Raw genomic sequence first — 24,116 nt, forward strand, 5'->3', positions numbered from 1 at the left:
TTCATGGCCTCGAACCTGACCTCCCAGGTCCGCAACATCGCCCAGGTCACCACCGCCGTCGCCAACGGCGACCTCTCCAAGAAGATCGAAGTCGACGCCCGCGGCGAGATCCTCGAACTCAAATCCACCATCAACACGATGGTCGACCAGCTCTCCGCCTTCGCCGACGAAGTCACCCGCGTCGCCCGCGAGGTCGGCACCGAGGGCCAGCTGGGCGGCCGGGCCGAGGTGCGCGGGGTGTCCGGGGTCTGGAAGGACCTCACGGACAACGTGAACTCCATGGCGGACAACCTGACCTCCCAGGTCCGCAACATCGCGCTGGTCTCCACGGCTGTCGCGCAGGGCGACCTGGGCAAGAAGATCACGGTGGCGGCGAAGGGCGAGATCCAGGAGCTCAAGGACACCATCAACACGATGGTGGACCAGCTCTCCGCCTTCGCGGACGAGGTCACCCGCGTGGCCCGCGAGGTCGGCACGGAAGGAAACCTGGGCGGCCAGGCCCAGGTACGGGGTGTGTCGGGCGTCTGGAAGGACCTCACCGACAACGTCAACTTCATGGCGTCGAACCTGACCTCCCAGGTCCGCAGCATCGCCCAGGTGACGACGGCGGTCGCCAACGGCGACCTGTCGAAGAAGATCGACGTGGACGCGCGCGGCGAGATCCTCGAGCTGAAGGACACCATCAACACGATGGTGCAGCAGCTGCGCGCCTTCGCCGACGAGGTCACCCGCGTGGCCCGCGAGGTGGGTACGGAGGGCCAGCTGGGCGGACGCGCCCAGGTACGCGGCGTCTCCGGCGTCTGGAAGGACCTCACCGACAACGTCAACTACATGGCGGACAACCTGACCTCCCAGGTCCGCAACATCGCCCAGGTGGCGACGGCGGTCGCCCAGGGCGACCTGTCGAAGAAGATCGACGTGGACGCCCGCGGCGAGATCCTCGAGCTCAAGACCACCATCAACACGATGGTCGACACCCTGTCCTCCTTCTCCTCCGAGGTCACCCGCGTGGCCCGCGAGGTCGGCTCGGAGGGCCAGCTGGGCGGCCAGGCCCGGGTGGAGGGCGTGTTCGGCACCTGGAAGCGCCTGACCACGAACGTGAACGAGCTGGCGTCGAACCTCACCACCCAGGTGCGCGCCATCGCCGAGGTGGCGTCCGCGGTCGCGGCCGGCGACCTGACCCGCTCCATCACGGTGGAGACCCGCGGCGAGGTCGCCGATCTGAAGGACAACATCAACCTGATGGTGGCCAACCTCCGCGAGACCACCCGCGCCAAGGACTGGCTGGAGACCAACCTGGCCCGGCTGGCCGGCCTGATGCAGGGCCACCGCGACCTGATGGAGGTCGCCGACCTGATCCTGCGCGAGCTGACCCCGCTGGTGAACGCCCAGTACGGCGCGTTCTTCCTGGCCGATCCGGACGGCGACGGCTCACTCTCCGACGACCCGACGGCCAGCAAGGGCCTGGCGTTCATCGCCGGTTACGGATCCGCGCAGGGCGCGACCGTCGACACCGGCGGCATGCCGGGGCACGGGCTGGTGCGGCAGGCGGCGCTGGAGAAGAAGCGCATCCTGATGGAGGAGGCGCCGCCCGACTACATCAAGATCAACTCCGGTCTGGGCGAGTCGGCGCCGAGCAGCGTCGTCATCATCCCGATCCTGTTCGAGGACAAGCTGCTGGGCATCATCGAGCTGGCGTCCTTCTCCCGCTTCTCGGACGTCCACCTGGCCTTCTTCGACCAGTTCGTGAACACCATCGGCGTCGCGATCAACACCATCATCGCCAACTCCCGCACCGAGGCGCTGCTCGGCGAGTCGCAGCGCCTGGCCATCCAGCTGCAGGAGCGGTCCGACGAGCTGCAGGGCCAGCAGGCGCAGCTGCAGCGCTCGAACGCGGAGCTGGAGGAGAAGGCGGCCCTGCTGGCCACCTCCTCGCAGTACAAGTCGGAGTTCCTGGCGAACATGTCGCACGAGCTGCGCACCCCGCTGAACTCCCTGCTCATCATGGCCCGGCTGCTCGCCGACAACCCGGACGGCAACCTCAGCCAGCAGGAGGTCCAGTTCGCGGAGACCATCAACCGCTCCGGCACGGATCTGCTGACGCTCATCAACGACATCCTCGACCTGTCGAAGATCGAGGCCGGCCGGATGGACGTACGGCCGAAGAAGCTGCCGCTGACCAAGCTGCTCGACTACGTCGACGCCACGTTCCGGCCGATCACGCTGGACCGCGGGCTGTCGTTCACGGTGAACGTGAGCGAGGGCGTGCCGCGCGAGATGGTCTCCGACGAGCAGCGGCTGCAGCAGATCCTGCGCAACCTGCTGTCCAACGCGGTGAAGTTCACCGCCGCCGGCCGGGTCGCGCTCAGCGTCTCGCTCGCCTCCGCGCCGGAGGACGGGCCGGGCGACGGCGACCTGGTGGCGTTCGCGGTGACGGACACCGGTATCGGGATCGCCCCGGACAAACTGTCGGTCATCTTCGAGGCGTTCCAGCAGGCCGACGGCACGACGAGCCGCAAGTACGGCGGCACGGGTCTCGGCCTGTCCATCAGCCGCGAGATCGCGGGCCTGCTCGGCGGCAAGATCGTCGCGGAGAGCGAGCCCGGTCTGGGCAGTACGTTCACGCTCTTCGTCCCCGCCGTGAGCCCCGGCCACATCAGTACGGAGGGAGCGTCGCCGCTCCCCCTGATCCCGGAGTCCGCGGTGGAGCACGAGCCGGTGGCCCGTACGGAGTTCGAGGGCGACTGGCCGTCCACCACCAAGCTGGAGGAGTGGAAGTCCGGCCGTGCCGGCGAGGTGCTGCCCGGCCGGCGGGTACTGATCGTCGACGACGACATCCGCAACGTCATCGCGCTCACCCATGTGCTGGGCCGGGTCGGCATGCCGGTGCTGTACGCGGAGAACGGCCGCGAGGGCATCGAGGCGCTGGAGGGCAACGAGGACATCCAGCTGATCCTGATGGACATCATGATGCCCGAGATGGACGGCTACGAGACGATAGAGGCCATCCGCGCCACGCCCCGCTGGGCGGATCTGCCGATCATCGCGCTGACCGCCAAGGCGATGCCGGGCGACCGCGAGAAGTCCATCGCGAGCGGCGCCAACGACTACGTGCCCAAGCCCGTGGACCTGGACCGGCTGCTGACGGTGGTGTGCTCACTGCTCGACCCGGAGTCGTCGGGCGGCGCCCCGCTGCTGCGCGCGGTGCCGGAACAGCAGGTGGAGGGCGGGTAGCGGTCCCGCGGGGCCGCGCGGTTCCGCGCCCGGGCGGAACGGGACCGCCCCGCCCGGCACTGGGCCGGGCGGGGCGGTCGTACGTCGCGGAGGTCAGGACAGCATGGTCAGGGCCTCGTTGAAGGTGGCGGACGGGCGCATCACGGCCGCGGCCTTCGCCGGGTCGGGCTGGTAGTAGCCGCCGATGTCGGCCGGGGAGCCCTGGACGGCGTTCAGCTCGGCCACGATCTTCTGCTCGCCCGCGGTGAGCGCCTCGGCGAGCGGGGCGAACGCCTTCGCCAGGTCCGCGTCGACGGTCTGCCCGGCCAGCTCCTGGGCCCAGTACAGGGACAGGTAGAAGTGGCTGCCGCGGTTGTCGATGCCGCCGACGCGGCGGGTCGGGGACTTGTCCTCGTTGAGGAAGGTCGCCGTGGCCGCGTCCAGGGTGTCCGCGAGGACCTGGGCGCGGGTGTTGCCGGTGGTCGCGGCGTACTGCTCCAGCGACGGGACCAGGGCGAAGAACTCGCCGAGGGAGTCCCAGCGCAGGTAGTTCTCCTTGACCAGCTGCTGGACGTGCTTCGGCGCGGAGCCGCCGGCGCCCGTCTCGAACAGGCCGCCGCCCGCCATCAGCGGGACGACCGACAGCATCTTGGCGCTGGTGCCCAGCTCCAGGATCGGGAACAGGTCGGTCAGGTAGTCGCGCAGCACGTTGCCGGTGACCGAGATGGTGTTCTCGCCGCGGCGGATGCGCTCCAGGGAGTACGCGGTGGCCTCGACCGGCGCGAGGATCTCGATGGTGAGGCCCTCGGTGTCGTGCTCCGGCAGGTACGCCTGGACCTTCTTGATCAGCTGCGCGTCGTGGGCGCGGGTGGCGTCCAGCCAGAAGACGGCCGGGTCGCCGGTGGCGCGGGCGCGGGTGACGGCCAGCTTGACCCAGTCGCGGATCGGGGCGTCCTTGGTCTGGCAGGCGCGGAAGATGTCGCCGGCGGCGACGGGCTGCTCCAGTACGACGTTGCCGTGCGTGTCGACCAGGCGGACGGTGCCCGCGGTGGCGATCTCGAAGGTCTTGTCGTGGGAGCCGTACTCCTCGGCCTTCTGCGCCATCAGGCCCACGTTCGGGACGGAGCCCATGGTGGACGGGTCGAAGGCGCCGTGGGCGCGGCAGTCGTCGATGACGGCCTGGTAGACGCCGGAGTAGCTGGAGTCCGGCAGAACAGCCAGGGTGTCGGCCTCCTGGCCGTCCGGGCCCCACATGTGGCCGGAGGTGCGGATCATGGCCGGCATCGAGGCGTCGACGATGACGTCGGACGGCACGTGCAGGTTGGTGATGCCCTTGTCGGAGTCGACCATCGCGAGGGCCGGGCCGTCGGCGAGCTCGGCGTCGAAGGACGCCTTGATCGCGTCGCCCTCGGGGAGGGCCTCGAGGCCCTTGAGGATGGCGCCGAGGCCGTCGTTCGGGGAGAGGCCGGCGGCGGCGAGGGTGCGGCCGTACTGGTCGAAGGTCTTCGGGAAGAAGGTGCGTACGACGTGGCCGAAGACGATGGGGTCGGAGACCTTCATCATCGTGGCCTTGAGGTGTACGGAGAACAGCACGCCCTCGGCCTTGGCGCGGGCGACCTGCGCGGCGAGGAACTCGTTGAGCGCGGCGGCGCGCATCACGGAGGCGTCGACGACCTCGCCGGCGAGGACCGGCACGGACTCGCGCAGCACGGTCGTGGTGCCGTCCTCGGCCACCAGCTCGATGCGCAGGGAGCCGTCCTCGGCGATCGTCGCGGACTTCTCGGTGGAGCGGAAGTCGTTCGCGTCCATGGTCGCCACGTTGGTCTTGGACTCGGAGGTCCAGGCGCCCATCCGGTGCGGGTGGGCCTTGGCGTAGTTCTTCACCGAGGCGGGGGCGCGGCGGTCGGAGTTGCCCTCACGCAGGACCGGGTTCACGGCGGAACCCTTGATCTTGTCGTAGCGGGCGCGGATCTCGCGCTCCTCGTCGGTCTTCGGGTCGTCCGGGTACGCGGGCAGGGGGTAGCCCTGGGCCTGCAGCTCGGCGACGGCGGCCTTGAGCTGCGGGATGGAGGCCGAGATGTTCGGCAGCTTGATGATGTTGGCCGCGGGGGTCTTCGCGAGCTCGCCGAGCTCGGCGAGGGCGTCGCCGATGCGCTGGCCCTCGTCCAGGTACTCGGGGAAGGTCGCGATGATGCGGCCGGCGAGCGAGATGTCCCGGGTCTCCACGCTCACCCCGGCGGTCCGGGCGTAGGCCTGGACCACCGGCAGGAACGAGTACGTGGCCAGGGCCGGGGCCTCGTCGGTGTGCGTATAGATGATGGTCGAGTCAGTCACCGGGGCGCTCCGCTCATCGTCTGGCGTTCAGTTTGCTTGACATCAAGATATCTCGTTCGGGGCGGGGCCTCGAACCCGCCTCCCAGAGTGCAACGCTCGCACGTTCCTCGCCGCGCGGCGCCTACGGCGGGGCGGACGGATCGCTGAGTCGGCAAGCACATGGACCACCGGCGGCCGCGCCACCAGAATGCGGGCAACGGAGATCCGCACTCGGCACCACAGGAAGGGACCTGCATCGTGATCGGTGCGCGACGCATACGGATGCCCGGCCAGGTCTGGGGTCTGGCCGCACCGGATGCCGCCGGGCCCGTCTTCGTCACCAGCTACGCGGGCAAGGACCTGTCCACGACCGTCCTCGCCGCGCTTGACGTCACCGGTGAGGTCTTGTGGCGTCGCACGTTCGACGGCCACCCCGGCCGCCCGCGGGTCAGTGCCGACGGATCCGTGTGGATCGCACACGGACCGACCGGCGCGGTCCTGACGGAGCTGGACGCCACCGGTTCGATTCTGTGTTCGATCGCGCCCCCGCACGAACCTCATGAGAGCCTCGGGGCGTTCGTCGTGTTGCCCGACGGTGTCTGCGTGTCCTGGCTGCCGGCCGAAGGGACGCCTACCGTTTCGAAGGGCAGGCATGCGCGGATCGCGCGCTACGAGTCGAACGGCACGTCGCGCTGGTCGACACCGGCTGTCCTGGACAAGCTGTCGTTCCCGGGCTGTGTCGAGATCAGTGTGGAAACCAACGGCGAAGTGCGGCCGTCCAAGCCGTCGACACCGCAATCGATCGAGGCGAGCCACTGGGAACCCCTGCTGATCTCCGGTCACCGCGTCGCGGCGACATTCACAGATGGCGGAAGCGGCATCGCGGTCACGTTCTTCCTGGACACCGCCACCGGACAGCTCGTCGCCGCGAGCCGCCCGGGACCCAGTCACCACAAGGCGATCATCGGCCCGGGCGAGTTCCTCATCGGTTCGCAGGGCTATGGCGCCTTCGCCACGGCACGCCACGACGCCACCGGCGTCGTCGTGCAGGAATGGCCGACGCACGCGATGCTGCTGATCGACCGGCAGGGCGCGATCAGGGGTCCCGAGTACGAGAACGTCCTGCCGACCCGCTCCCGCTTCGTCGGCCTCGCCGACGACGGCACCGTGCGCGCCGGACCCGCGCTGTCCGGCTTCTACACCGCCTACCCGGCCCTGGACCGCGACGGTACCGCGGTCTTCTGGCGCGACGGACGACTGCTGGCGGTCGACGCCGGCTTCCGGATGCATGAGCTGTTCGCTCTGGAAGGCGACAAGCGCGCCGTGATGAGCAGGATCCTGCTGCTCGACCAGGGACAGCTGGCCTTCGCCCTGCACGACGAGCTCTTCCTCCTGCGCTCGTCCGGCCTCGGGCAGCTGGACAGCGGTGTCTGGCCCTGCGCCGACGGCGGCCTTCACGGAAACCCGGTCGCCTACCAGTAGCCCCGGCAGGCCCCGCCGGGGCGGGGCGGCGGGTCAGATCATCGAGCCGACATGTGACAGCGCCTGCTTCAGGAGGTGGCCCTGGCCGCCTGTCATCTCCTGCTGGACCAGGTCGGAGGCCGCCTCCTGGGGCGTGAACCACTCGAGGTCGATCGCGTCCTGCCGCGGGCGGCAGTCGCCCGTGACCGGGACGACGTACGCGAGCGAGACCGCGTGCTGGCGTGGGTCGTGGTACGGGGTGATGCCCGCCGTGGGGAAGTACTCGGCGATCGTGAACGGCTGCAGGGAGGCCGGGACCCGGGGCAGGGCCACGGGGCCGAGGTCCTTCTCCAGATGGCGCAGGAGCGCGTCGCGGACGCGCTCGTGGTGCAGCACGCGGCCCGAGACCAGCGCCCTGCTGATCGTCCCGTCCTCCCCGATCCGCAGCAGCAGCCCCACATGGGTGACCTCTCCCGCGTCGTCGACCCGCACGGGAATCGCGTCGACGTACAGGATGGGCATCTGGGCGCGCGCGGACTCCAGCTCGTCGGGGGCGAGCCAGCCGGGGGAGGTTTCCGTCAGATCAGCCATTGGCGCATCGTACGTCCCGGTGGCCCCGGATCCGGGCAGACCCCCCGACGTGTCCCAACCGGCTGATCGATCAAGGTGGTTCGGGGCACACTCACGATATGCGGACGCCGGTGAGCGACCCGCAGTGGATCGGGCCGTACGCCGTGGTCGGCCGGCTCGGCTCCGGCGGGATGGGGTGGGTGTACCTGGCACGCTCGCGGCAGGGTCAGGCCGTGGCCGTGAAGGTCGTACGGGCGGAGTTCGCCGCGGACAGCCAGTTCCGCCTGCGTTTCGCCCGCGAGGTCGCCGCGGCGCGCGCGGTGAGCGGTGTCTACACCGCCGCGGTCGTCGACGCCGACCCCGACGCTCCGCTGCCGTGGCTGGCGACGGTGTACGTCCCCGCGCCCTCCCTCGCGGAGGCGGTCACCGCCTCGGGCCCGCTGCCGGAGGCCGAGGTGCGCCGGATCGGCGCGGGGCTGGTGGAGGCGCTGCGCGCGATCCACGCAGCCGGGGTGGTGCACCGCGATCTGAAGCCGTCCAACGTCCTGCTGGCCCACGACCGCCCCCGGGTGATCGACTTCGGCGTCTCGCGCCTGGACGGCTCCGGTCAGCTGACCGTGGCCGGGTCGGTGCTGGGGACGCCGCCGTACATGGCACCGGAGCAGCTCACGGGCAAGGAGGTCGGCCCGGCATGCGACGTGTTCGCCCTGGGCGGGGTGCTGGTGTTCGCCGCGACGGGCCGCGCGCCCTTCGGGCACGGCAGCGGCGTGATGTTCCGGGTGGTGCACGACGAGCCGGAGCTGGACGGCGTGCCGCAGGGGCTGCGCGGGCTGGTCGAGCGGTGCCTGGAGAAGGAGACGGACCGGCGCCCCACCACCGAGCAGGTGCTGCGCGAGCTCGCGCCGGAGCCGTCCCTGACGACCTGGTCGGACCCAGTCGCCCGGCGCATCCGCGAGCACGGCGAGGATCTGGCGGGCCGCCAGTCCGCGGGCGCGGCCAAGGTGTCGATGGGCTCGTGCCTGCTGCAGCACGCGCAGGCACTGCTCGACGCGGGCCTGACGGACGCGATGGTGCGGCAGGCGGTGCGGCGTGACCGGGTCGGATGAGGTGGGCGCCGGATGGCGCGGCCTGGTGGACGCGTGGGGCACGCGCAAGGGGTGGCGTACGCACGAGGACGGCGCGGCCGTCTCCCTGGAGTCGGAGATCCCCGGCTCGACGCGCACGCTGACCCTGCGCTTCACCACGGCCCGCAATCTGCTCGTCGCGTTCGCCACCGACGGGCGGGTGCTGAAGCACGACGAGCTGGCGACGGCCGCGGCCGCGGCGAACGCCTGGAACACGGAGCAACTGGTGCCGATGCTCGCCGTGTGGGACGTGCGGGGGCCGAGCCCGTGCCTGGCGGGGGTGTGCTCGCTGCCCCTCAACTGTCATATGGACGTGGGGGAATTCGCGCAGGTGGCCGATGAATGGCTGAAACAGGCGCGACAGATGTTTCTGCGGTGCCAGCAGGTGTTCCAGTTGTAGGAGGTGCCCGGAAAGCGCGTACGGAATGGGGATTTCCCCGATCCGCAACGGCCCTCGGCCTCATACAATCGTCATGCGTTCGGCCCACAAGGGGGGATTCATGGGTCGCTTCCGGTCATGGACCGCTGCTGTTCCGCTCGCGATTCTTGTGGGGTTACCGGTCTTGGCCGCGCAGCCCGCACAGGCGCAGGGCGGTGGGTCGTGCGCCCCTTCGGACTGGCAGTGCCTGGCCAAGGACGCCGGCGCCGGCGACAAGATCGTCATCGCGCTGGACGGCCCCGTGACCGGTGAGGTCACCTCCGCCCGTCTGAAGAATCTCCGGGCGGCCACCCTGACGGTGGTCCTCGCGGACACCGCGGCCACGGACGAGGACGGCACGAAGCTCCTGGCGCTGGCCGACCACCGGTTCGTCGGGGACGGCAGCACGGTGGAACAGCTGTCGAAGGCCAATCGCAAGAAGGTCGCCGACGCCGGCGGCTGCACGGGCGACGAGGCCGCCCTGTGCGACCGGCTCACCGGCGACAAGACGGTCAAGGGCGACCGGCTGATCGACGACGGACTCGCCGAGGACCTGTTCTCCGACGGGAGCGCCGACAGCGGAAGCAGCTCCCTGTGGTGGGCCCTGGTCGGCGTCGCGGTCCTCGGGCTCCTGCTCATCGCGGTCCTCGTGCTCAGCACCCGCCGCCGCCCCGCCGTCGCGGGAGTCGGCCCGGCCCCGGACGCGCCCACGCTCGCGAGCAGCCCGCGCACGCCGCCCGCCCCGCCGCGCCCGCGCGGCGCCCACGCGGCGGGCCGCCGCCCGGTCCCGCCCGGCCCGCGCCGCGGCGCGACCGTCCGCACCGCCCTCCATCCCCAGGGTTACGTCGAGCTCGACGGCGCCCTGTTCCGGGCCGTATGGGCGGACTCCGACCATCCGGCGCCCGAGCCCGGCGAGACCGTCGAGGTCGTGGGCTCTCCCGGCACCGGCCTGCTGACCGCCGTCCGGTTCACCTCCTGATCACGCGAGGAGCCCTCTGTGAGCGATTCCCACCCCCGGACGATGCCGGTCGAGTACTCCGACATCGAGTTCGAGAACAACGCCCAGCGCATGCCGCTCGTGCTGTGCCTGGACACCTCGAGTTCGATGGCGGGGCAGCCGATCGACGCGCTCAACGAGGCGCTGCGCTCCTGGACGCACGAGCTGCACAACGACGTCGGTCTCAGCTACAGCGTCGAGGTCGCGGTCATCACGTTCGGCGGGCAGGGCATCTGCGCCTGGCAGGGCCCCAATCCGCTGGCGCCGGGCACCCGGATCAGCCCGTTCGTCCCCGCACACGCCTTCCAGGCGCCCCGTTTCACGGCGTCCGGGGTGACGCTGCTGACGGAGGCGCTGGAGCTGGCGATGCAGATCGTCGCCGCCCGCAAGACGGAGCTGCGCGCGACCGGGCTGCAGTACTACCGGCCGCAGATCTGCCTGGTCACCGACGGGCTGCCGACCGACGGCACGGGGCACTACACCCCGTCGTGGCAGCGACTGGTACCGGTGCTGGCGCAGGAGCAGGAGGCCCGGCGGTTCCGGCTGTACGCCATCGGGGTCGGCGGCATCAGCGACCAGGGCGAGGCCGTACTGCGGGCGCTGGCGCCCACGTTCAACGCCCGGCTGCACGGCTTCCCGTTCAAGGAGCTGCTGCAGATGATGTCGGCGAGCGCGTCCGCGGAGCAGCGGGGCGCGGGCGACGAGGTCTTCGAGAAGATCTTCAGCCAGTTCAGAACGCAGCGCCCGGCCTGGGAGAGCTGATGGACGCCTGGCGGGTACACGGGCTGAGCGTGCCCGGCTACCGGCACCGCCGCGACGGCGTGCCGTGCCAGGACGCCTGGCTGCACACCTCCTCGGGCCGGGGGCAGGTGCTGGCCGTGGCGGACGGCGCGGGCAGCCGGCCGCGGTCCGACGAGGGGTCGCAGCTGGCGGTGGAGCTGGCCGTGAAGCACTTCGCGCAGTGGGCGTCGAGCGGCGGGCCCGGCGATCCGCGCGCGGTGAAGGCGCTGCTGCGGGCGGCGTTCCGGGAGGTGCGCCAGGAGTTCCTGCGCGCCGTGGGGGTGGACGCGGGGGACTTCGCCTCGACGCTGACCGTCGTCGTGATCGCCCCGCGCTGGCTCGGCCATCTGTCGGTGGGCGACGGGTTCGTCGTCCTGCGCTCCGGGGAGGAGGGCGGCGCGCCGATGTTCCACGTACTGCCGCAGCCGGAGGCCCCCGGGGAGTACGGCAACGAGACCGTGTTCGTCACCTCCGACAACGCCGAGGAGCGGGCCCACGCGGAGTGCGTGCTGGATCCGGAGGTGACGGGTGTCCTGCTGTCCACGGACGGGCTGGCGCAGGCCGCGCTGTCGCTGCGGCCACGGGTGCCCAACGAGTCCTTCGTCTCGGCGGTGCTGGGCTCGCTCGACCGTCCGGGGCCCGATCCCGAGCGCGACACGAAGTCCCTCGCGGACCTGCTGTCGTCGGACCGGCTGACGGCCCTGAACGCGGACGACAAGACGCTGCTGCGGGCGGTGCGCGCATGACGGAGCGGCTGGTGCTGCTGGGGCAGGAGAAGGTGCGGCTGGCCGCCGAGCCGCTCAAGGGCGGTGGCCAGGCGGCGGTGTTCCCCGTCGTCGGGGGCGACTCCACCGTCGTGAAGATCTACCGCGATCCGCCCGGCCCGGACCAGGAGCGCCGGCTGGAGCGGATGCTCGCCATGTCGCCGCTCGGCGGGCGCCCCACCGAGGCGTCGCAGCCGCCGGAGCTCGCCTGGCCCACGGCGCTGGCGCGCAGCCCGCAGGGCGAGTTCCTCGGCTACGCGATGCGCCGCTTCGGGGAGCCCCAGCACGTCCAGCTGGTGGGGCTGTTCACCCGGGCCCAGCGGCTGCGGCACTTCCCGCCGGAGGCGGACTGGCGGTTCCTCCTCGGTGTCTCGTGGAACCTGTCGTTCATGACGGTGCGCATGCACCACGACGGCCTGTACATCGGCGACTTCTCCGCGAACAACGTGGTGGTCGACACCAACGGCTTCGTCACCTTCCTCGACTGCGACTCGATCGCGTTCAAGGACCCGGCCACGGCCGAGTACTTCCCGTGTGTCATGCAGACCGCCGACTACTCCGCGCCGGAGCGCCAGGAGGGCGGTCCGGCGACGGCGCAGAGCGACGACTTCGCCCTGGCGGTGCTGGTGTACCAGCTGCTGACGGCCGGCAACCATCCGTTCGGCGGGGTGCCGCGTGACAGCGACTCGCAGTCGACGGTGAAGGACAACATCGCCTCCAGCGCCTCCTACGTCGTACGCCCGGCGGACATCATCGTGCCGCGCGGCGTGGTGGACCCCTCCGTGCTGCCGCCCGCGCTGCTGCAGCTGGCGCAGCGCGCGTTCGGCCCGGGTGTGCGGGACGCCTCGGCGCGGCCCGCCGCCGCGGAGTGGCTGCAGGCGCTGGACCGGGAGCGCTCACAGGTGCGGCAGTGCCCCGACCGGCCCCGGCACAGCTACGGCGGCCATCTGACGTCCTGCCCGTGGTGCGCCCGGGCGCAGGCCACGGGCCAGGACGCGTTCAACCTCCCGGAGCCGCGGCCGTCCGTGCCCGCCGCCGCCGTACCGGCCGGTGCGGCCGCCGGCACCGGTCAGCGGGTGCCGGTGGGGCTGATCGTGGTGCTCGTCATCGCGGTGCTGGTGCTCATCGTGGTGATCGCCAGCTCCTGACGCCGTGGACCGGAGCGCCGTCGGTCAGTGCGCCCCGTCCAGCCGGGCGCGCTGCTCCGCGCTCAGCTCCAGGTCCACGGCGGCCAGGTTCTCGTCCAGCTGGGCCACGGACGAGGCGCCGGCGAGCGGAACGATGGGCAGGTCGTGCCCGAGCTGCCAGGCGAGCACGACCTGGTTCGGCGTCGCGTCGCACTCGGCCGCGATCTCGCGCAGCACGGCGAGGCGCCGGGGGTTGCCCGGGTGGTCGTAGTCGGGCCAGAACGGTTTGTCCTCACGGGTGTACGAGCCGCCCAGCAGCGGCGAGTACGCGACCAGGGCGAGGTCCTGCTCCGCACGCACGTAGTCGAGCAGGTCCGGACCCGCCGCACCGAGGTTGCCGTCCCGGAAGAGCGGCTGCGGGATGTCGAACCGGGGCCGCAGCAGGCTGTGCTGGTACTGCAGCACCTCGTATCCCGGGAGTCCGGCGGCGGCCGCCACGGCCCGGGCGCGCTCCACCCGCCAGGCGGCGTGGTTGCTCGCCCCGAGCATCCCGACGGTGCCCTCCTCGACCAGCGCGGCGAAGCCCTCCACCGTCTCGCGCAGCGGCACGGTGCGGTCCTCGATGTGTGCGTAGAGCAGGTCCAGCTTCTCCACGCCGAGCAGTTCACGGCTGCGCTCCGCGGACTCGCGGATCACCTTCGCCGACAGGCCCTCGGGGTTGTCGGTGTAGCTGGTGCCGGGGGCGAGCGGGCGCCCGCCGACCTTGGTGGCGATGACGATCTCGTCGCCGACGCCCCGGCTCCTGCGCCACCTGCCGAGCAGCGCCTCGCTGTGGCCGCCGAGGCCGCCGTCGACCCAGAACGCGTAGTTGTCGGAGGTGTCGATGAACGTCCCGCCCGCCTCGACGAAGCGGTCCAGCACGGCGTACGACGTCTCCTCGTCGGTGACCGAGCCGAAGAGCATCGCGCCGAGGGCGAGGACGCTGACCTCGCGGCGGGTCTTCGGGTCGGTGCCGATCGTGCGGTACTTCATGGGTGTCCCCCTCCGGACATGGGTGTCCCCATCCAGTACATGGGTGTCCCCTCCAGTCGGCCGGCCCGGGCTGCCGGGCCTGCCGAGGAGTCTGGACGCTGGAGCGCACTCCAGCGCAAGTCCCCTGTTACGGTGCGGCCATGGCGAGGGATCAGCAGTTGACGGCGCAGGTGGCGAGCGCGGGTGTCATGGGCGCGCTGGCGGGGGCGGCGCTGCGCGGGCACCGCGGAGTCCGTGCGGCGCTCGGCGGGGCCGCGGTGGGGGCGCTCGGGCTCGCGGCGGCGGAGGCGGTGACGCGCAAACGGCAGCGGCCCGGCGAGATACCGGCGCTGCCGCAGCGCATCGCGGCGAGCGGCGCGCTGGCCGCGCCCGTCGCGTGGGCGGCGGGACGACTGACCGGTGCGGGCCCGGTGGCGGTCGGCACGGTGGCCGGGGCGACGGCCGGGGCGCTGGGGCTGCGGCCGCAGAAGGTGGCGCTCGGGCCGCTGGTGGGGGCCGCGGTGGGCGGGGCGTTCGCGCGGCGCGGGGAGGCTCCCGCGGCGGTGGTGGGCGCCACGGCCGTGGTGTCGTTCCGGGTGCTCTCCGCGCTGCTGTTCCGCGACGCGCAGGTCAGCCTGGTGGCGGAGGAGGTGCCCGCCGAGGAGCTGCCGTTCGTGGTCCCCCTGGCGGCGCGCACGAAGTACGTCGGCACGGACTACGTCCGCGAGCTGGCCGAGTCGCTGGGCGGGACGTACACCCGCGCGGCGCCCGACGTGGGCATCGTCGCGTCGCTGGACGAGCTGGCCGGTCCCGGCTTCGACCCGGCGCTGGTGGACCCGCGGGTGCGGGAGTTCTACGAGCACACCTCGCGCTTCACCCTCGACATCGTGCCCGAGTGGCGGCTGTGGGTGCGCCCCGGCTATCTGCTCTACCGCACGTTCGTCGCCCGTCCGCTGGGGCAGGCCAACGTGCCGATGAACCAGCGCGAGACGCAGCGCGGCATGCACAGCCGCATCGACACGATCGTGCCCGACGGCGGCAAGGACGTCTCGGTGCGCGGCTGGATCCGCAGTTACGCCGACACGGGCGACCCGATCTACGTGGGCGTCTACACGACGTACCGCCACGAGGGGCAGGGTTTCGTCAGCGTCGGCTTCCCCCTCCCCCAGGCCGGTTTCACCGCCACGCTGCAGCCGCGCGGGCGCGCCGACGGCGGGCTGGCGCTCAGCAGCACGGCCCGGGACGGCAGCGACCAGCCGGGGCACTACCTGTCGTACGTCGACGACGAGACGGGCGCGCTGACCACGGTGGCCGTCCACGGGTTCGGCGAGGAACTGGACGTGTACACGCAGGACGGCGAGCTGTGCGCGGACCACGCGTTCTCGCTGTTCGGGCTCCCTTTTCTGGTGCTCCGTTACCGCATGACCCGTAAAGCCTGAGCGCGTTCTCACCTGTTCGGGGGGCGGCTGCCCGTGCGGCGCGCGGATCGGCCATACTTGCGCGCTGTGGAGCAGAAACGAGGACAGAGCGACGCACTGGTCAACGCCGCCGCCACCGACCCGGCGGCCCTCCCCGGCCTGATCGTGCCGCAGCCCCGCGAGGGCGACGACGAGGCGGTCGGGACGGAGCCTCAAGCTGAGGTCGAGGTTGAGGCCGAGGAGCCTGAAGCTGAGGTCGAGGCTGAGGACGCCGGGGCCGAGGCGCCGGCGGACAAGGGCGAGGACGCGGAGGCGGACGCGGACACAGAGGCGGACAAGGCCGAGGGCGAGGACAAGGACGACGCCGAGGCGGCGTCCGAGGAGAGCGCCCCGGCCGCCGAGTTTGAGGCGCAGGACCGCCGCGGCTCGGTCGTCGCGGACGCCGCCGGGGTCCGGTTCACGCTGGACGACACCGAGGCCGAGTTCGACTGGGACGAGATCGGCGCCATCGAGTACGCCACGTCCCGCTGGGGCCGCCGGCTCACCGTCACCGTGCACCTGCGGGGCCGCAGGCTGTACGAGACGGACATCACCGCGCCCAGCAAGACCGCCCTGGAGGAGTGGACGAAGGGGCTGGACGAGCTGATGGACGCCCACTTCGAGGACTGAGCGTCCCGCGCGCGGTACGCGCCCGCACCGGTCAGCCCGCCCCGTGCGGGCTGAGGTGCCGGCGTGCGCGCAGGGCGAGGGTGAGGGCCAGGACGGTCTGCGGGTCGTCCAGGTCCGTGCCCAGCAGCTCGGAGATCCGGGCCAGGCGCTTGTAGAGCGTCTGCCGGTTGAGGTGGAGTTCACGCGCCGTCTCCGCCTTGCGGCCCGCGTGCGCCAGATAGGTCTCCAGCGTGGGCAGCAGCACAGCGCGGGCGCCCGCGTCGTGTGCCAGCAGCGGGGCGAGCGCGCGGTCGACGAAGGCGGCCAGCTGGGCGTCGTCGCGCAGCCGCCACAGCAGCAGGTCGATCTCCAGCCGCCGGGCGTCGTACCAGGGACGGCTCGGCAGCCCCTCCGCCGCCGCGGCCGTCTCCACGGCGTGCCGCAGTCCGGCGCTCACCGCCGCCCAGCCGCCGGCGCCGCCGACGACCACGACCGGGGGCCGCACCCCGGATCCGGCGAGGCCGGCCCGTTCCGCCCCGGCCCGAAGCGCCGCCGCGGCGCGGGTGGCGACCGCCTGCCGCTCCGCCTCGCCGCGCAGCCCGAGCAGCACCAGCACGCGCCCCTCCACGGGCCGCGCGCCGAGCAGGACGGGCACCCCCACGGCGGCCAGCTCCTCCCCCGCCGCGCGGACCAGCAGCGCCCAGTTCCCCGACGGCGCGGGCTCGGCGAGCCGCATCACCACCGGGAGCAGGGGGCCGTCCCGGCGCGGTTCGAAGCCCAGCACCCGGGCCTGCCCCGGCGCGTCCTCCACGGCGATCCGCCCGGCGGCGAGGTCGGTGAGGAAGTCGCCACGCCCGCGCGCCGCCAGCTCCTCCTCCTGCCGGGCCTGCATCAGCACCACGGCCAGGATCCCCGCGGCCCGCTCCGCCGCCGCCCGGTGCACCGGCTGCAGCGGTGCGTCCACGGCCAGCAGCACCAGCCGCGCCCGCACCTGCGCGGGCCCGCGGCCGCCGCCGGGGATGTCGACGCGGACCGCGTTGCCCGGCTCGCCGCGCAGCCCCTCCCACACCTGCAGCGGACCGGGGGTGGCGGCGGGCTCGCCGCCCTCGTACGGATCGGGGCCCGGCCCCACGGCGTACAGCAGCCGGCCGGTCGCCGACTCCAGGAACACCGGATTGCCGGCGAAGCCCGCGAGGATCCGCAGCACCTGGGCCACTCCCCCGCCGTCCAGCAGCGCCTGGGTGCAGCGGCGGTGCACCTCCTCGGCCTGGCGCAGCAGCGCGTAGTGGCTGTTGACGATCTCCGTGTGCACCTGCTCGGTGACCGTCACGAACGGCACCTCGCGGTGCAGCTGCACCAGTGGCAGGTCGGCGCCGCGCGCGGTCTGCACGATGGCGTCCGGCAGCCGGGTGAAACGCTGGCCGAGCTCCACCACGAGGGCCGCGATCCGCCGGTCCACCAGCCGGGTGACGAACGCCCGCTGCTCGGCCGGCCGGGTGCCGATCCCGAGCCCCGTCGAGAGCAGCAGTTCGCCGCCCTCCAGCAGGGAGGCGATGTTCGGCACCTCGCCGGCGTGCACCCAGCGCACCCGGCGCTCCAGCTGTCTGGCGCCGGCGAGCACTTCGGGCAGCCCCCCGCGGAGGGCGGGCAGCTCCAGAACCTGCCGGACAGTGATCCCGTTCTCCATGAACGCCGAAGCTAGCCCGGCCCGTGTTGCCACAACATCACGCGGCGGTTACGACCCTGAACCCCGCGACAATGCGTCACCCCGGGCGCGCTTTTGGGCGACGTACTGTCCGTTGCGGTACGAGGCGTTCCGGCGGAAAGCTGCGCGCCTCACACCATCTGCGAAAGGCCAGCGCATGACCAAGGAAGAGCCGACGCGCGAGGTCCAGCGCCTCAAAGCGAACTCGGTCGGACTGGTCGGGGTCGTCTTCATGGCGGTCGCCACCGCCGCGCCGATCACGGCCATGACCGGGAACGTGCCGATCGCCGTCGGCTTCGGCAACGGCACCGGAGCGCCCGCCGGTTACCTCTTCGCCACCGTGGTGCTGACCGTGTTCTCGGTCGGCTATGTGGCGATGGCCCGCCGGATCACCGCGGCGGGCGCCTTCTACGGCTACATCTCGCACGGGCTGGGCCGGATGGCCGGCATGGCCTCCGGCATGCTGGCCGTGCTGGCGTACGTCGTGTTCGAGGCGTCCATCGTCGGGGTGTTCGCGTACTTCGCCAAGTCGACGGTCGCCGACCAGCTGGGCGTCGATCTGCACTGGGCGGTGTACGCCGCGGTCATGCTCGCGGTGACGGCGGTCCTCGCCCACTTCGACATCCATCTCACGGCGCGGGCGCTGGGCGTGATGCTGGTCGGCGAGATCGCGGTGCTCTTCGCCGTCGCCGTCGCGGTGGCGCTGCACGGCGGCGGCCCGGACGGGATCCCGATGGAGCCCGTCAACCCGGCGAACGCGTTCACCGGCACCTCGGCCGGCCTCGGGCTGTTCTTCGCGTTCTGGTCCTGGGTGGGCTTCGAGTCGACGGCGATGTACGGCGAGGAGTCCCGCAACCCCAAGCGCATCATCCCCAAGGCCACGATGATCGCGGTCGTGGGCGTGGGCGTGTTCTACGTCTTCGTCTCCTGGATGACCATCGCGGGCAACGGCCTGAAGGGGTCGGTCGAGGTCGCCACCTCCGCGAACCCGCTGGCGCTGTTCTTCAACCCGACGGAGGAGTTCATCGGCGGCTGGGCGGTCGACACGTTCCAGTGGCTGCTGCTGACGGGGTCGTTCGCCTGCGGTATGGCGTTCCACCAGTGCGCGGCGCGCTATCTGTACGCCGTGGGCCGCGAGGGCTTCCTGCACCCGGCGCTGGGCCGTACGCACCCGCGGCACGGCTCCCCGTACCTCGCGTCCTACGCGCAGAGCCTGATCGCGGTGGCGCTGGTGGGGCTGTTCTGGGCCACGGACCAGGACCCGTATCTGCATCTGTACACCCTGCTGGCGATCCTGGGCACGATGGCGATCCTGATCGTGCAGACGCTGTGCTCGTTCGCGGTGATCGGCTACTTCCGCAAGCACCACCCGGAGGACCGGCACTGGTTCCGCACCTTCACGGCGCCGCTGCTCGGCGGGATCGGCATGACCTGGGTGGTCGTACTGCTGCTGATGAACATGGAGACGGCGGCGGGCAGCGCGGCCGACTCGGTCTTCTTCAAGCTCATCCCGTGGATCGTGGGCGCGGTGTTCTTCGGCGGTCTGGGGCTGGCCTGGTATCTGAAGGCGCGCAGGCCGGAGCGGTTCGAGGTGATCGGGCGGATCGTGCTGGAGGACGCCCAGGAGCGCACCGAGGAGGAGCCGGCGTCGGACGCGGTACGGGCCTGACCCCGCCGGGCGCGCCGCCCGCTCAGCGGGCGGCGGCCTCGTGGAACTCGCACCAGACCGCCTTGCCGGCGCCGCGCGGCTCCACGCCCCAGGCGTCCGCCAGGGCGTCCAGCAGCAGGACGCCGCGGCCGGAGGACGCCAGCTCGCCCGGGTGGCGGCGGTGCGGCAGGGCGGCGGCGGGGTCCGCGACGGACAGCCGCAGGACGCGCTGCCCCCGCGGGCCCGTCAGGTCGGCGCTCACGGTGGCGTCGCCGACCGTGTGGATCATGACGTTGGCGATCAGCTCGGAGAGGGCCAGCGTCGCCGCGTCGACCTGCTCGGCCGGCTCCCAGTCGTACAGCATGCCGCGCAGCTTCGCCCGGGTGTCGGCGATCCGCTCCTGCTCGGTGCGGGGCACCACGACCTGCAGCCGCCGTGCGCTCGCGCGGACCGTGCGCGCGGGGACGGCCGCGGCACGCAGCAGCACCAGGGCGATGTCGTCCTCGCGGCGGTCGGCGTGCGGGCCGGGGCGGAGGTAGGACTCCGGGCCGGTGACGGAGTCCACCAGGGCGTCGGCGACGGCCTGCAGGTCCTGGCCGACGGTGTCCTGGAACGCCTCCTGCAGCCGGGCCTGGCCGGTGTACAGGTCGTGGCCGCCGTTCTCCGCCAGGCCGTCGGTGCACAGCATCATCGTCTCGCCGGGCACCAGGACGTGCTCGGTGAGCGGGTAGTCGGGGTCGGGGAGGATCCCCAGGGGTACGCCGCCCTCGGTGGGGTGGATGAGCATCGTGCCGTCGCCCAGGGTGAGCGTCGGGTCGAGATGGCCGGCCCGGGCCACGACCAGGGTGCCGGTGGCCGGGTCCGCCTCCAGGTACAGGCAGGTGGCGAACCGCTCGTCCGACTCGCCCTCGTTGAGGCGGCTGAGGAAGTGCGAGGCGCGCACCAGCACCATCCGGGGGTTGTGTCCCTCGGAGGCGTAGGCGCGGATGGCGATGCGCAGCTGGCCCATCACGCGGGCGGCGCGGACGTCGTGGCCCTGGACGTCGCCGATGACGAACGCGACGCGGCCGGTGGGCAGGTCGATCACGTCGTACCAGTCGCCGCCGATGCGCAGGCCGGCGCTCGTCGGCACGTACCGGGCCGCCACCGCCAGCCCCGGGATCGGCGGGATCTCGCCCGGCATCATGCTGCGCTGCAGGCCGGCGGCCCAGTCCCGCTCGACGTCGTGGGCGTAGGCGCGGGCGAGGGCCTGGGCCAGCATGCGGGCCACGGTGGACAGCACGGCCCGCTCCTCGGGCGTGAAGGCCGTCGCCTCGCGGAAGGCCAGCATCCAGACGCCGATGACCTCGCCCTGCGCCGTCAGCGGCAGATACGCCCAGGACTGCATGGCCTGCTTCTCGGCGTGGTCCCAGCCGACCGGGTAGCGGCGCCGGAACTCGGCGGCGCTCGGCAGATAGACCGGTGAGCCGGTACGGGCGGCCGCGCAGGCCGGGGTGGAGGAGCTGATCGGCAGCTGGTCGAAGGGGACGCCGCCGGTCCAGTAGCCGTGGTGGCCGATCACGGACAGGTGCTGGTTCTCGATGGTGAAGACGGCCTGCCCGGCAGGCGTGAACCCCGGCATCGCGAGGGCGGCGGCGACGCGCAGGACGGCGTCCGTGGACGGCGCCTCGGCCAGCGCCCGGCCGGCGTTCAGCAAGAACGCCTCGCGGGACAGCTGGCGCTCGCTCTCGCCGAGGCCCACGGACGTCTCGATGACCTCCTGGACGGTGCCCTCGGCGGCCAGCTGGCCGGGGGCGCCGCCGATCTGCAGCCGCACCCGGATCCGGCGCAGCACGGCCCCGTCGGTGCCGACGACCCTGACGACGGCTTCCGCGAGGGTGCCCTCGGTGTACGCGAGGGCGGCGATCCCGGAGAGCTCCACGTAGTCGAGCCCGTGGATCCGCGACCGGGCGTCGGCGTCGGTGATCGTGGCGGGCTCGTCCTGGCCCGCGTCTCCCTCCCCGGCTCCCTCCCCGTCCCCCTCTCCGACGCCGAGCAGCCGCGCCGCCTCGCCGTCCAGGAGCACGCGGCCGGTGGCCGAGGACCAGCTCCAGACGCCGGTGCTCACAGCAGAGAGAACCTCTACGGGGCGCATTGCGCCATTTTATTGCGTTAGTCATATTCTGCCCGGCATGCCGGGGCGGCCGGTTCGCGGCGACTCCGCGCCCCGGCCCGGTTACAGGCCGTAGACCCGCTCGGCCGTTCCGGCGAAGACCTGGGCCCGGTCGGGCCCGCCGAGGTGGGCCGTCAGGGCCTGGGCGGTCGTCACGACGTCCGCGTAGGTGGCGGCCAGGAGGCAGACGGGCCAGTCGGAGCCGTACATGACGCGGTGCGGGCCGAACGCGTCCAGGGCCACGTCGGTGCAGGGCCGCAGGTCCGCCGGGGTCCAGCCGGACCAGTCGGCCTCCGTCACCAGACCCGACAGCTTGCACGTCACGTTCGGCTGCGCCGCGAGCGCGCGGACGGAGGCCGCCCAGGCGTCGAGTGCGCCGGAGGCGATCGGCGGCTTGCCGAGGTGGTCGAGGACGAACGTGAGACCGGGGTGCCCGGCCGCCGCCTCGACGCACGCGGGGAGCTGGCCCGGGAGCACCACCAGGTCGTACACGAGCCCCGCGGCCTCCACCGCGGCCAGCCCACGGCGTACGTCGGGGCGCAGCAGCCACGACGGGTCGGGCTCGCCCTGCACCTGGTGGCGGATGCCCTTCAGCAGCGCGCCGCCGGGCAGCTCACGCAGCCGCGCGAGTTCGTCCGCGACGCCGGGTGCGGTGAGGTCCGTCCAGCCGACGACCCCGGCGACCAGGTCGCTGGCCCCGGCCAGGGCGAGGAACTCCGGCGTCTCCTCCGGCACCGTGATCGTCTGTACCAGGACCGTCGCCGACACCCCGGCGGCCCGCGCCTGCGGCTCGAGGTCGAGGAGCGTGAAGTCCCGGCGTATCGGGGCCAGTTCCGGCGCCGCGGTCCAAGGCTGGTCGCGGACCGACAGGTCCCATACGTGGTGGTGGGCGTCGACGATGCGCACCGCCGTCACCCCTGCGCCGGCCGCAGGCGCAGCCCCTGCATGCCGCCGTCGACCGCGAGGGCCGTGCCGGTCACGGACGCGGCGGCGGGGCTCGCCAGATAGACGATCGCCGCGGCGACCTCGTCGGCGCTGACCAGCCGGCCCATGGGCTGGCGGGCGTTGAGCGCCGCCCGCTCCGCCGCCGGGTCGTCCGCCTGGTCCAGCAGCCGACCGATCCACGGCGTGTCCGCGGTGCCGGGGTTCACGCAGTTGACCCGGATGCCCTCGCGGACGTGGTCGGCGGCCATCGCCAGGGTGAGGGAGAGGACGGCGCCCTTGGTGGCCGAGTACAGGGCGCGCTGCGGCAGCCCCGCGGTCGCCGCGATGGAACAGGTGTTGACGATCGCCGCGTTCCGGGACCGTCGCAGATGTGGCAGCGCGGCGCGGCTGGTGCGGACCATGCCGAGCACGTTGACGTCCAGGACGCGGTGCCACTGGGCGTCGTCGTTGTCCTCGACGGTGCCGATGGCACCGATGCCCGCGTTGTTCACCAGGATGTCGAGCCCGTCGAGGTCCCGTGCGGCGCCGTCGACGGCCGCCCGCACGGCCGCGTCGTCCGTGACGTCCGCGCGGTAGCCGCGTAGGGGTGCCTCGGCGCCCGCGGGGTCGAGGTCGATCACGGCGACGTCCGCGCCGCGACCCGCCAGCAGCCGGGCCGTGGCGAGCCCGATGCCGGAGGCTCCGCCGGTGACGACGGCTCTGAGTCCCTTGAGTTCGGTCATTGCGGCGCGGCCTCCTCGGTGATCAGCGCTGTAGCAATATTCATCGGACCAATCCGTTGGAGTCAACCCTCCGCGGCCGATTCACCGCCCTCGCGCACATCGCCAAGCACGGGCTTGTACACCCGCGTTCAGCGGCGCACACCGACGTGGACGCTGCGGACTTCCAGATGGAAGACATCGGACCGGTGGCCGATCCACGCGCTGTCGCTCTCGTCGAGGAGGATGTCCCAGACCGCGAGGTCGTCAGGCTCGACCAGCCCGCTGGGACGGAGCCGTTCGACGTGGTGCGCGAGCCGGCCGGCGATCTCGCGGCGGGCCTCGCCGCCCAGCGGGGCGCTGCGTTCGATCAGGGTCGAGCGGGTGCCGACCCCGCCGAGCCCGGCGCGGGTGAGCGCCTCGGTCCAGCCGTACGGCATCCGCGCCGTACCGGGCAGGGACTCACGCATGCCCCGGAACCAGCGGTCCATGGCCAGCGCCAGCCGCGCCTCCAGCCCCGGCTCACCCACGCCGAGGTCCCACGGCAGATGCTGCGCCCGCAGCCCGCCCTCGGCCAGCGCCAGCCGTCCGCCGGGCGCGAGCAGTGCGGCAAGCCCGTCGACGGCGGCCTGCTGGTCGCCGAGGTGGTGCACGCAGGCGGAGGCCCACACCAGATCGGCGGGTCCGTCGAGTACCTCGCGCAACGGGCCCACGCCGTCGGCGAGATCGGCGACCGTCGCCTCGACCCGTACCGGGGAACCGGACAGCGCGGCCGACGCCCGCTTCGTCACCTCGGCCAGCAGCTCCGCCGACACGTCGACGGCCACGACCTGGCCGGCCCGCAGGGCGGAGGCCAGGGCGAGGGTCATCGCGCCGCCACCGGAGCCGATGTCGACGGCGACGCGGTCCTCGGGCGCCAGCAGCTCACGCGCCCGCGCCGCCGCCCAGCCGGCGTCCGCGTGGGCGCCACGGGCGAGGTGCTCGGCCTGCTCGGCCCATTCGATGCCGTAGGGGTGCGCGGCTTGCGCCGTGTGCCCTTCGACGGCCCCGTGTCCGTGCCGCCCGTACGACCGCCCGTCGCCGTCCGCCTGCCCGTGCCCGTGTGCGTGTGCGTCCACGCCCGC

General features: G+C 72.6%; 19 protein-coding genes. 11 read left to right on the forward strand and 8 right to left on the reverse strand.

Features of this window, described 5'->3' with window-relative positions:
• On the forward strand, positions 1–3,234 hold a 3,234-nt coding region (locus AB0M28_RS06295), incomplete at its 5' end, for a HAMP domain-containing protein (protein WP_365398599.1).
• A 93-nt stretch (positions 3,235–3,327) separates the two neighbouring features.
• On the opposite strand, the gene AB0M28_RS06300 is transcribed toward AB0M28_RS06295, so the two are convergent.
• A complete protein-coding gene (locus tag AB0M28_RS06300; protein ID WP_365398603.1) occupies positions 3,328–5,547 on the reverse strand; it encodes an NADP-dependent isocitrate dehydrogenase in 2,220 nt (739 codons plus the stop codon).
• A gap of 237 nt (positions 5,548–5,784) precedes the next feature.
• Between AB0M28_RS06300 and AB0M28_RS06305 the strand changes: the two genes are divergently transcribed.
• Positions 5,785–7,008 (forward strand): hypothetical protein, encoded by a 1,224-nt coding sequence (locus tag AB0M28_RS06305; protein WP_365398606.1) that lies wholly within the window; start codon positions 5,785–5,787, stop codon positions 7,006–7,008.
• 33 nt (positions 7,009–7,041) lie between these two features.
• Here the strand turns inward: AB0M28_RS06305 and AB0M28_RS06310 are convergent, their stop codons facing one another.
• Positions 7,042–7,578: an NUDIX hydrolase family protein gene (locus AB0M28_RS06310; protein WP_365398609.1), complete on the reverse strand. Its 537-nt coding sequence runs from the start codon at positions 7,576–7,578 to the stop codon at positions 7,042–7,044.
• Positions 7,579–7,676: 98 nt separating this feature from the next.
• On the opposite strand from AB0M28_RS06310, the gene AB0M28_RS06315 reads away from it, so the two are divergent.
• The 6 genes from AB0M28_RS06315 (at position 7,677) to AB0M28_RS06340 (ending at position 12,788) form a co-directional block, all read left to right on the forward strand.
• Positions 7,677–8,663 carry a serine/threonine-protein kinase gene (locus AB0M28_RS06315; RefSeq protein ID WP_365398612.1) on the forward strand — a complete coding sequence of 329 codons (987 nt, stop codon included), beginning with the start codon at positions 7,677–7,679 and terminating at the stop codon, positions 8,661–8,663.
• Complete coding sequence (locus tag AB0M28_RS06320; RefSeq protein WP_365398615.1) at positions 8,647–9,081, forward strand: hypothetical protein; 435 nt, start codon at positions 8,647–8,649, stop codon at positions 9,079–9,081. Before AB0M28_RS06315 ends, AB0M28_RS06320 begins: the two co-directional genes overlap by 17 nt.
• Positions 9,082–9,244: 163 nt before the next feature.
• On the forward strand, positions 9,245–10,078 hold the full coding sequence (locus AB0M28_RS06325) for a hypothetical protein (protein ID WP_365398618.1): 834 nt from the start codon (positions 9,245–9,247) through the stop codon (positions 10,076–10,078).
• Positions 10,079–10,096: 18 nt separating this feature from the next.
• Entirely contained in the window at positions 10,097–10,858 is a 762-nt protein-coding gene (locus AB0M28_RS06330; RefSeq protein WP_365398621.1) for a VWA domain-containing protein, read from the forward strand.
• Positions 10,858–11,622, forward strand: a complete 765-nt coding sequence (locus AB0M28_RS06335) for a PP2C family serine/threonine-protein phosphatase (protein ID WP_365398624.1) — start codon at positions 10,858–10,860, stop codon at positions 11,620–11,622. The genes AB0M28_RS06330 and AB0M28_RS06335 overlap by 1 nt, the downstream gene beginning before the upstream one ends.
• On the forward strand, positions 11,619–12,788 hold the full coding sequence (locus tag AB0M28_RS06340) for a hypothetical protein (RefSeq protein WP_365398627.1): 1,170 nt from the start codon (positions 11,619–11,621) through the stop codon (positions 12,786–12,788). The genes AB0M28_RS06335 and AB0M28_RS06340 overlap by 4 nt, the downstream gene beginning before the upstream one ends.
• A 24-nt stretch (positions 12,789–12,812) precedes the next feature.
• On the opposite strand, the gene AB0M28_RS06345 is transcribed toward AB0M28_RS06340, so the two are convergent.
• Positions 12,813–13,799 carry an aldo/keto reductase gene (locus AB0M28_RS06345; protein WP_365398630.1) on the reverse strand — a complete coding sequence of 329 codons (987 nt, stop codon included), beginning with the start codon at positions 13,797–13,799 and terminating at the stop codon, positions 12,813–12,815.
• Between the two features lie 140 nt (positions 13,800–13,939).
• Here AB0M28_RS06345 and AB0M28_RS06350 point away from each other — a divergent pair, with 140 nt between their 5' ends.
• On the forward strand, positions 13,940–15,217 hold the full coding sequence (locus AB0M28_RS06350) for a hypothetical protein (protein WP_365398633.1): 1,278 nt from the start codon (positions 13,940–13,942) through the stop codon (positions 15,215–15,217).
• Between the two features lie 66 nt (positions 15,218–15,283).
• Positions 15,284–15,865, forward strand: coding sequence for a hypothetical protein (locus AB0M28_RS06355; protein WP_365398635.1), 582 nt, complete (start codon positions 15,284–15,286; stop codon positions 15,863–15,865).
• A 31-nt stretch (positions 15,866–15,896) separates the two neighbouring features.
• Here AB0M28_RS06355 and AB0M28_RS06360 read toward each other — a convergent pair whose 3' ends face one another.
• Positions 15,897–17,531 (reverse strand): PucR family transcriptional regulator, encoded by a 1,635-nt coding sequence (locus tag AB0M28_RS06360; protein ID WP_365398638.1) that lies wholly within the window; start codon positions 17,529–17,531, stop codon positions 15,897–15,899.
• A 175-nt stretch (positions 17,532–17,706) separates the two neighbouring features.
• On the opposite strand from AB0M28_RS06360, the gene AB0M28_RS06365 reads away from it, so the two are divergent.
• Positions 17,707–19,218: an APC family permease gene (locus AB0M28_RS06365; RefSeq protein ID WP_365398641.1), complete on the forward strand. Its 1,512-nt coding sequence runs from the start codon at positions 17,707–17,709 to the stop codon at positions 19,216–19,218.
• Between the two features lie 22 nt (positions 19,219–19,240).
• On the opposite strand, the gene AB0M28_RS06370 is transcribed toward AB0M28_RS06365, so the two are convergent.
• From AB0M28_RS06370 to AB0M28_RS06385, 4 genes are all read right to left on the reverse strand, one after another.
• The gene (locus tag AB0M28_RS06370; RefSeq protein ID WP_365398644.1) at positions 19,241–21,331 is read right to left on the reverse strand and encodes a SpoIIE family protein phosphatase; all 2,091 of its coding nucleotides are present in this window, start codon (positions 21,329–21,331) and stop codon (positions 19,241–19,243) included.
• A gap of 81 nt (positions 21,332–21,412) precedes the next feature.
• On the reverse strand, positions 21,413–22,255 hold the full coding sequence (locus AB0M28_RS06375) for an amidohydrolase family protein (protein ID WP_365398646.1): 843 nt from the start codon (positions 22,253–22,255) through the stop codon (positions 21,413–21,415).
• Positions 22,256–22,260: 5 nt separating this feature from the next.
• Positions 22,261–23,016, reverse strand: coding sequence for an SDR family oxidoreductase (locus tag AB0M28_RS06380; protein WP_365398649.1), 756 nt, complete (start codon positions 23,014–23,016; stop codon positions 22,261–22,263).
• Positions 23,017–23,144: 128 nt separating this feature from the next.
• Positions 23,145–24,110, reverse strand: coding sequence for a class I SAM-dependent methyltransferase (locus AB0M28_RS06385; protein WP_365398652.1), 966 nt, complete (start codon positions 24,108–24,110; stop codon positions 23,145–23,147).
• Positions 24,111–24,116 lie beyond the last annotated feature (6 nt).

The organism is Streptomyces sp. NPDC051940, assembly GCF_040680895.1.
GTDB lineage: Bacteria > Actinomycetota > Actinomycetes > Streptomycetales > Streptomycetaceae > Streptomyces.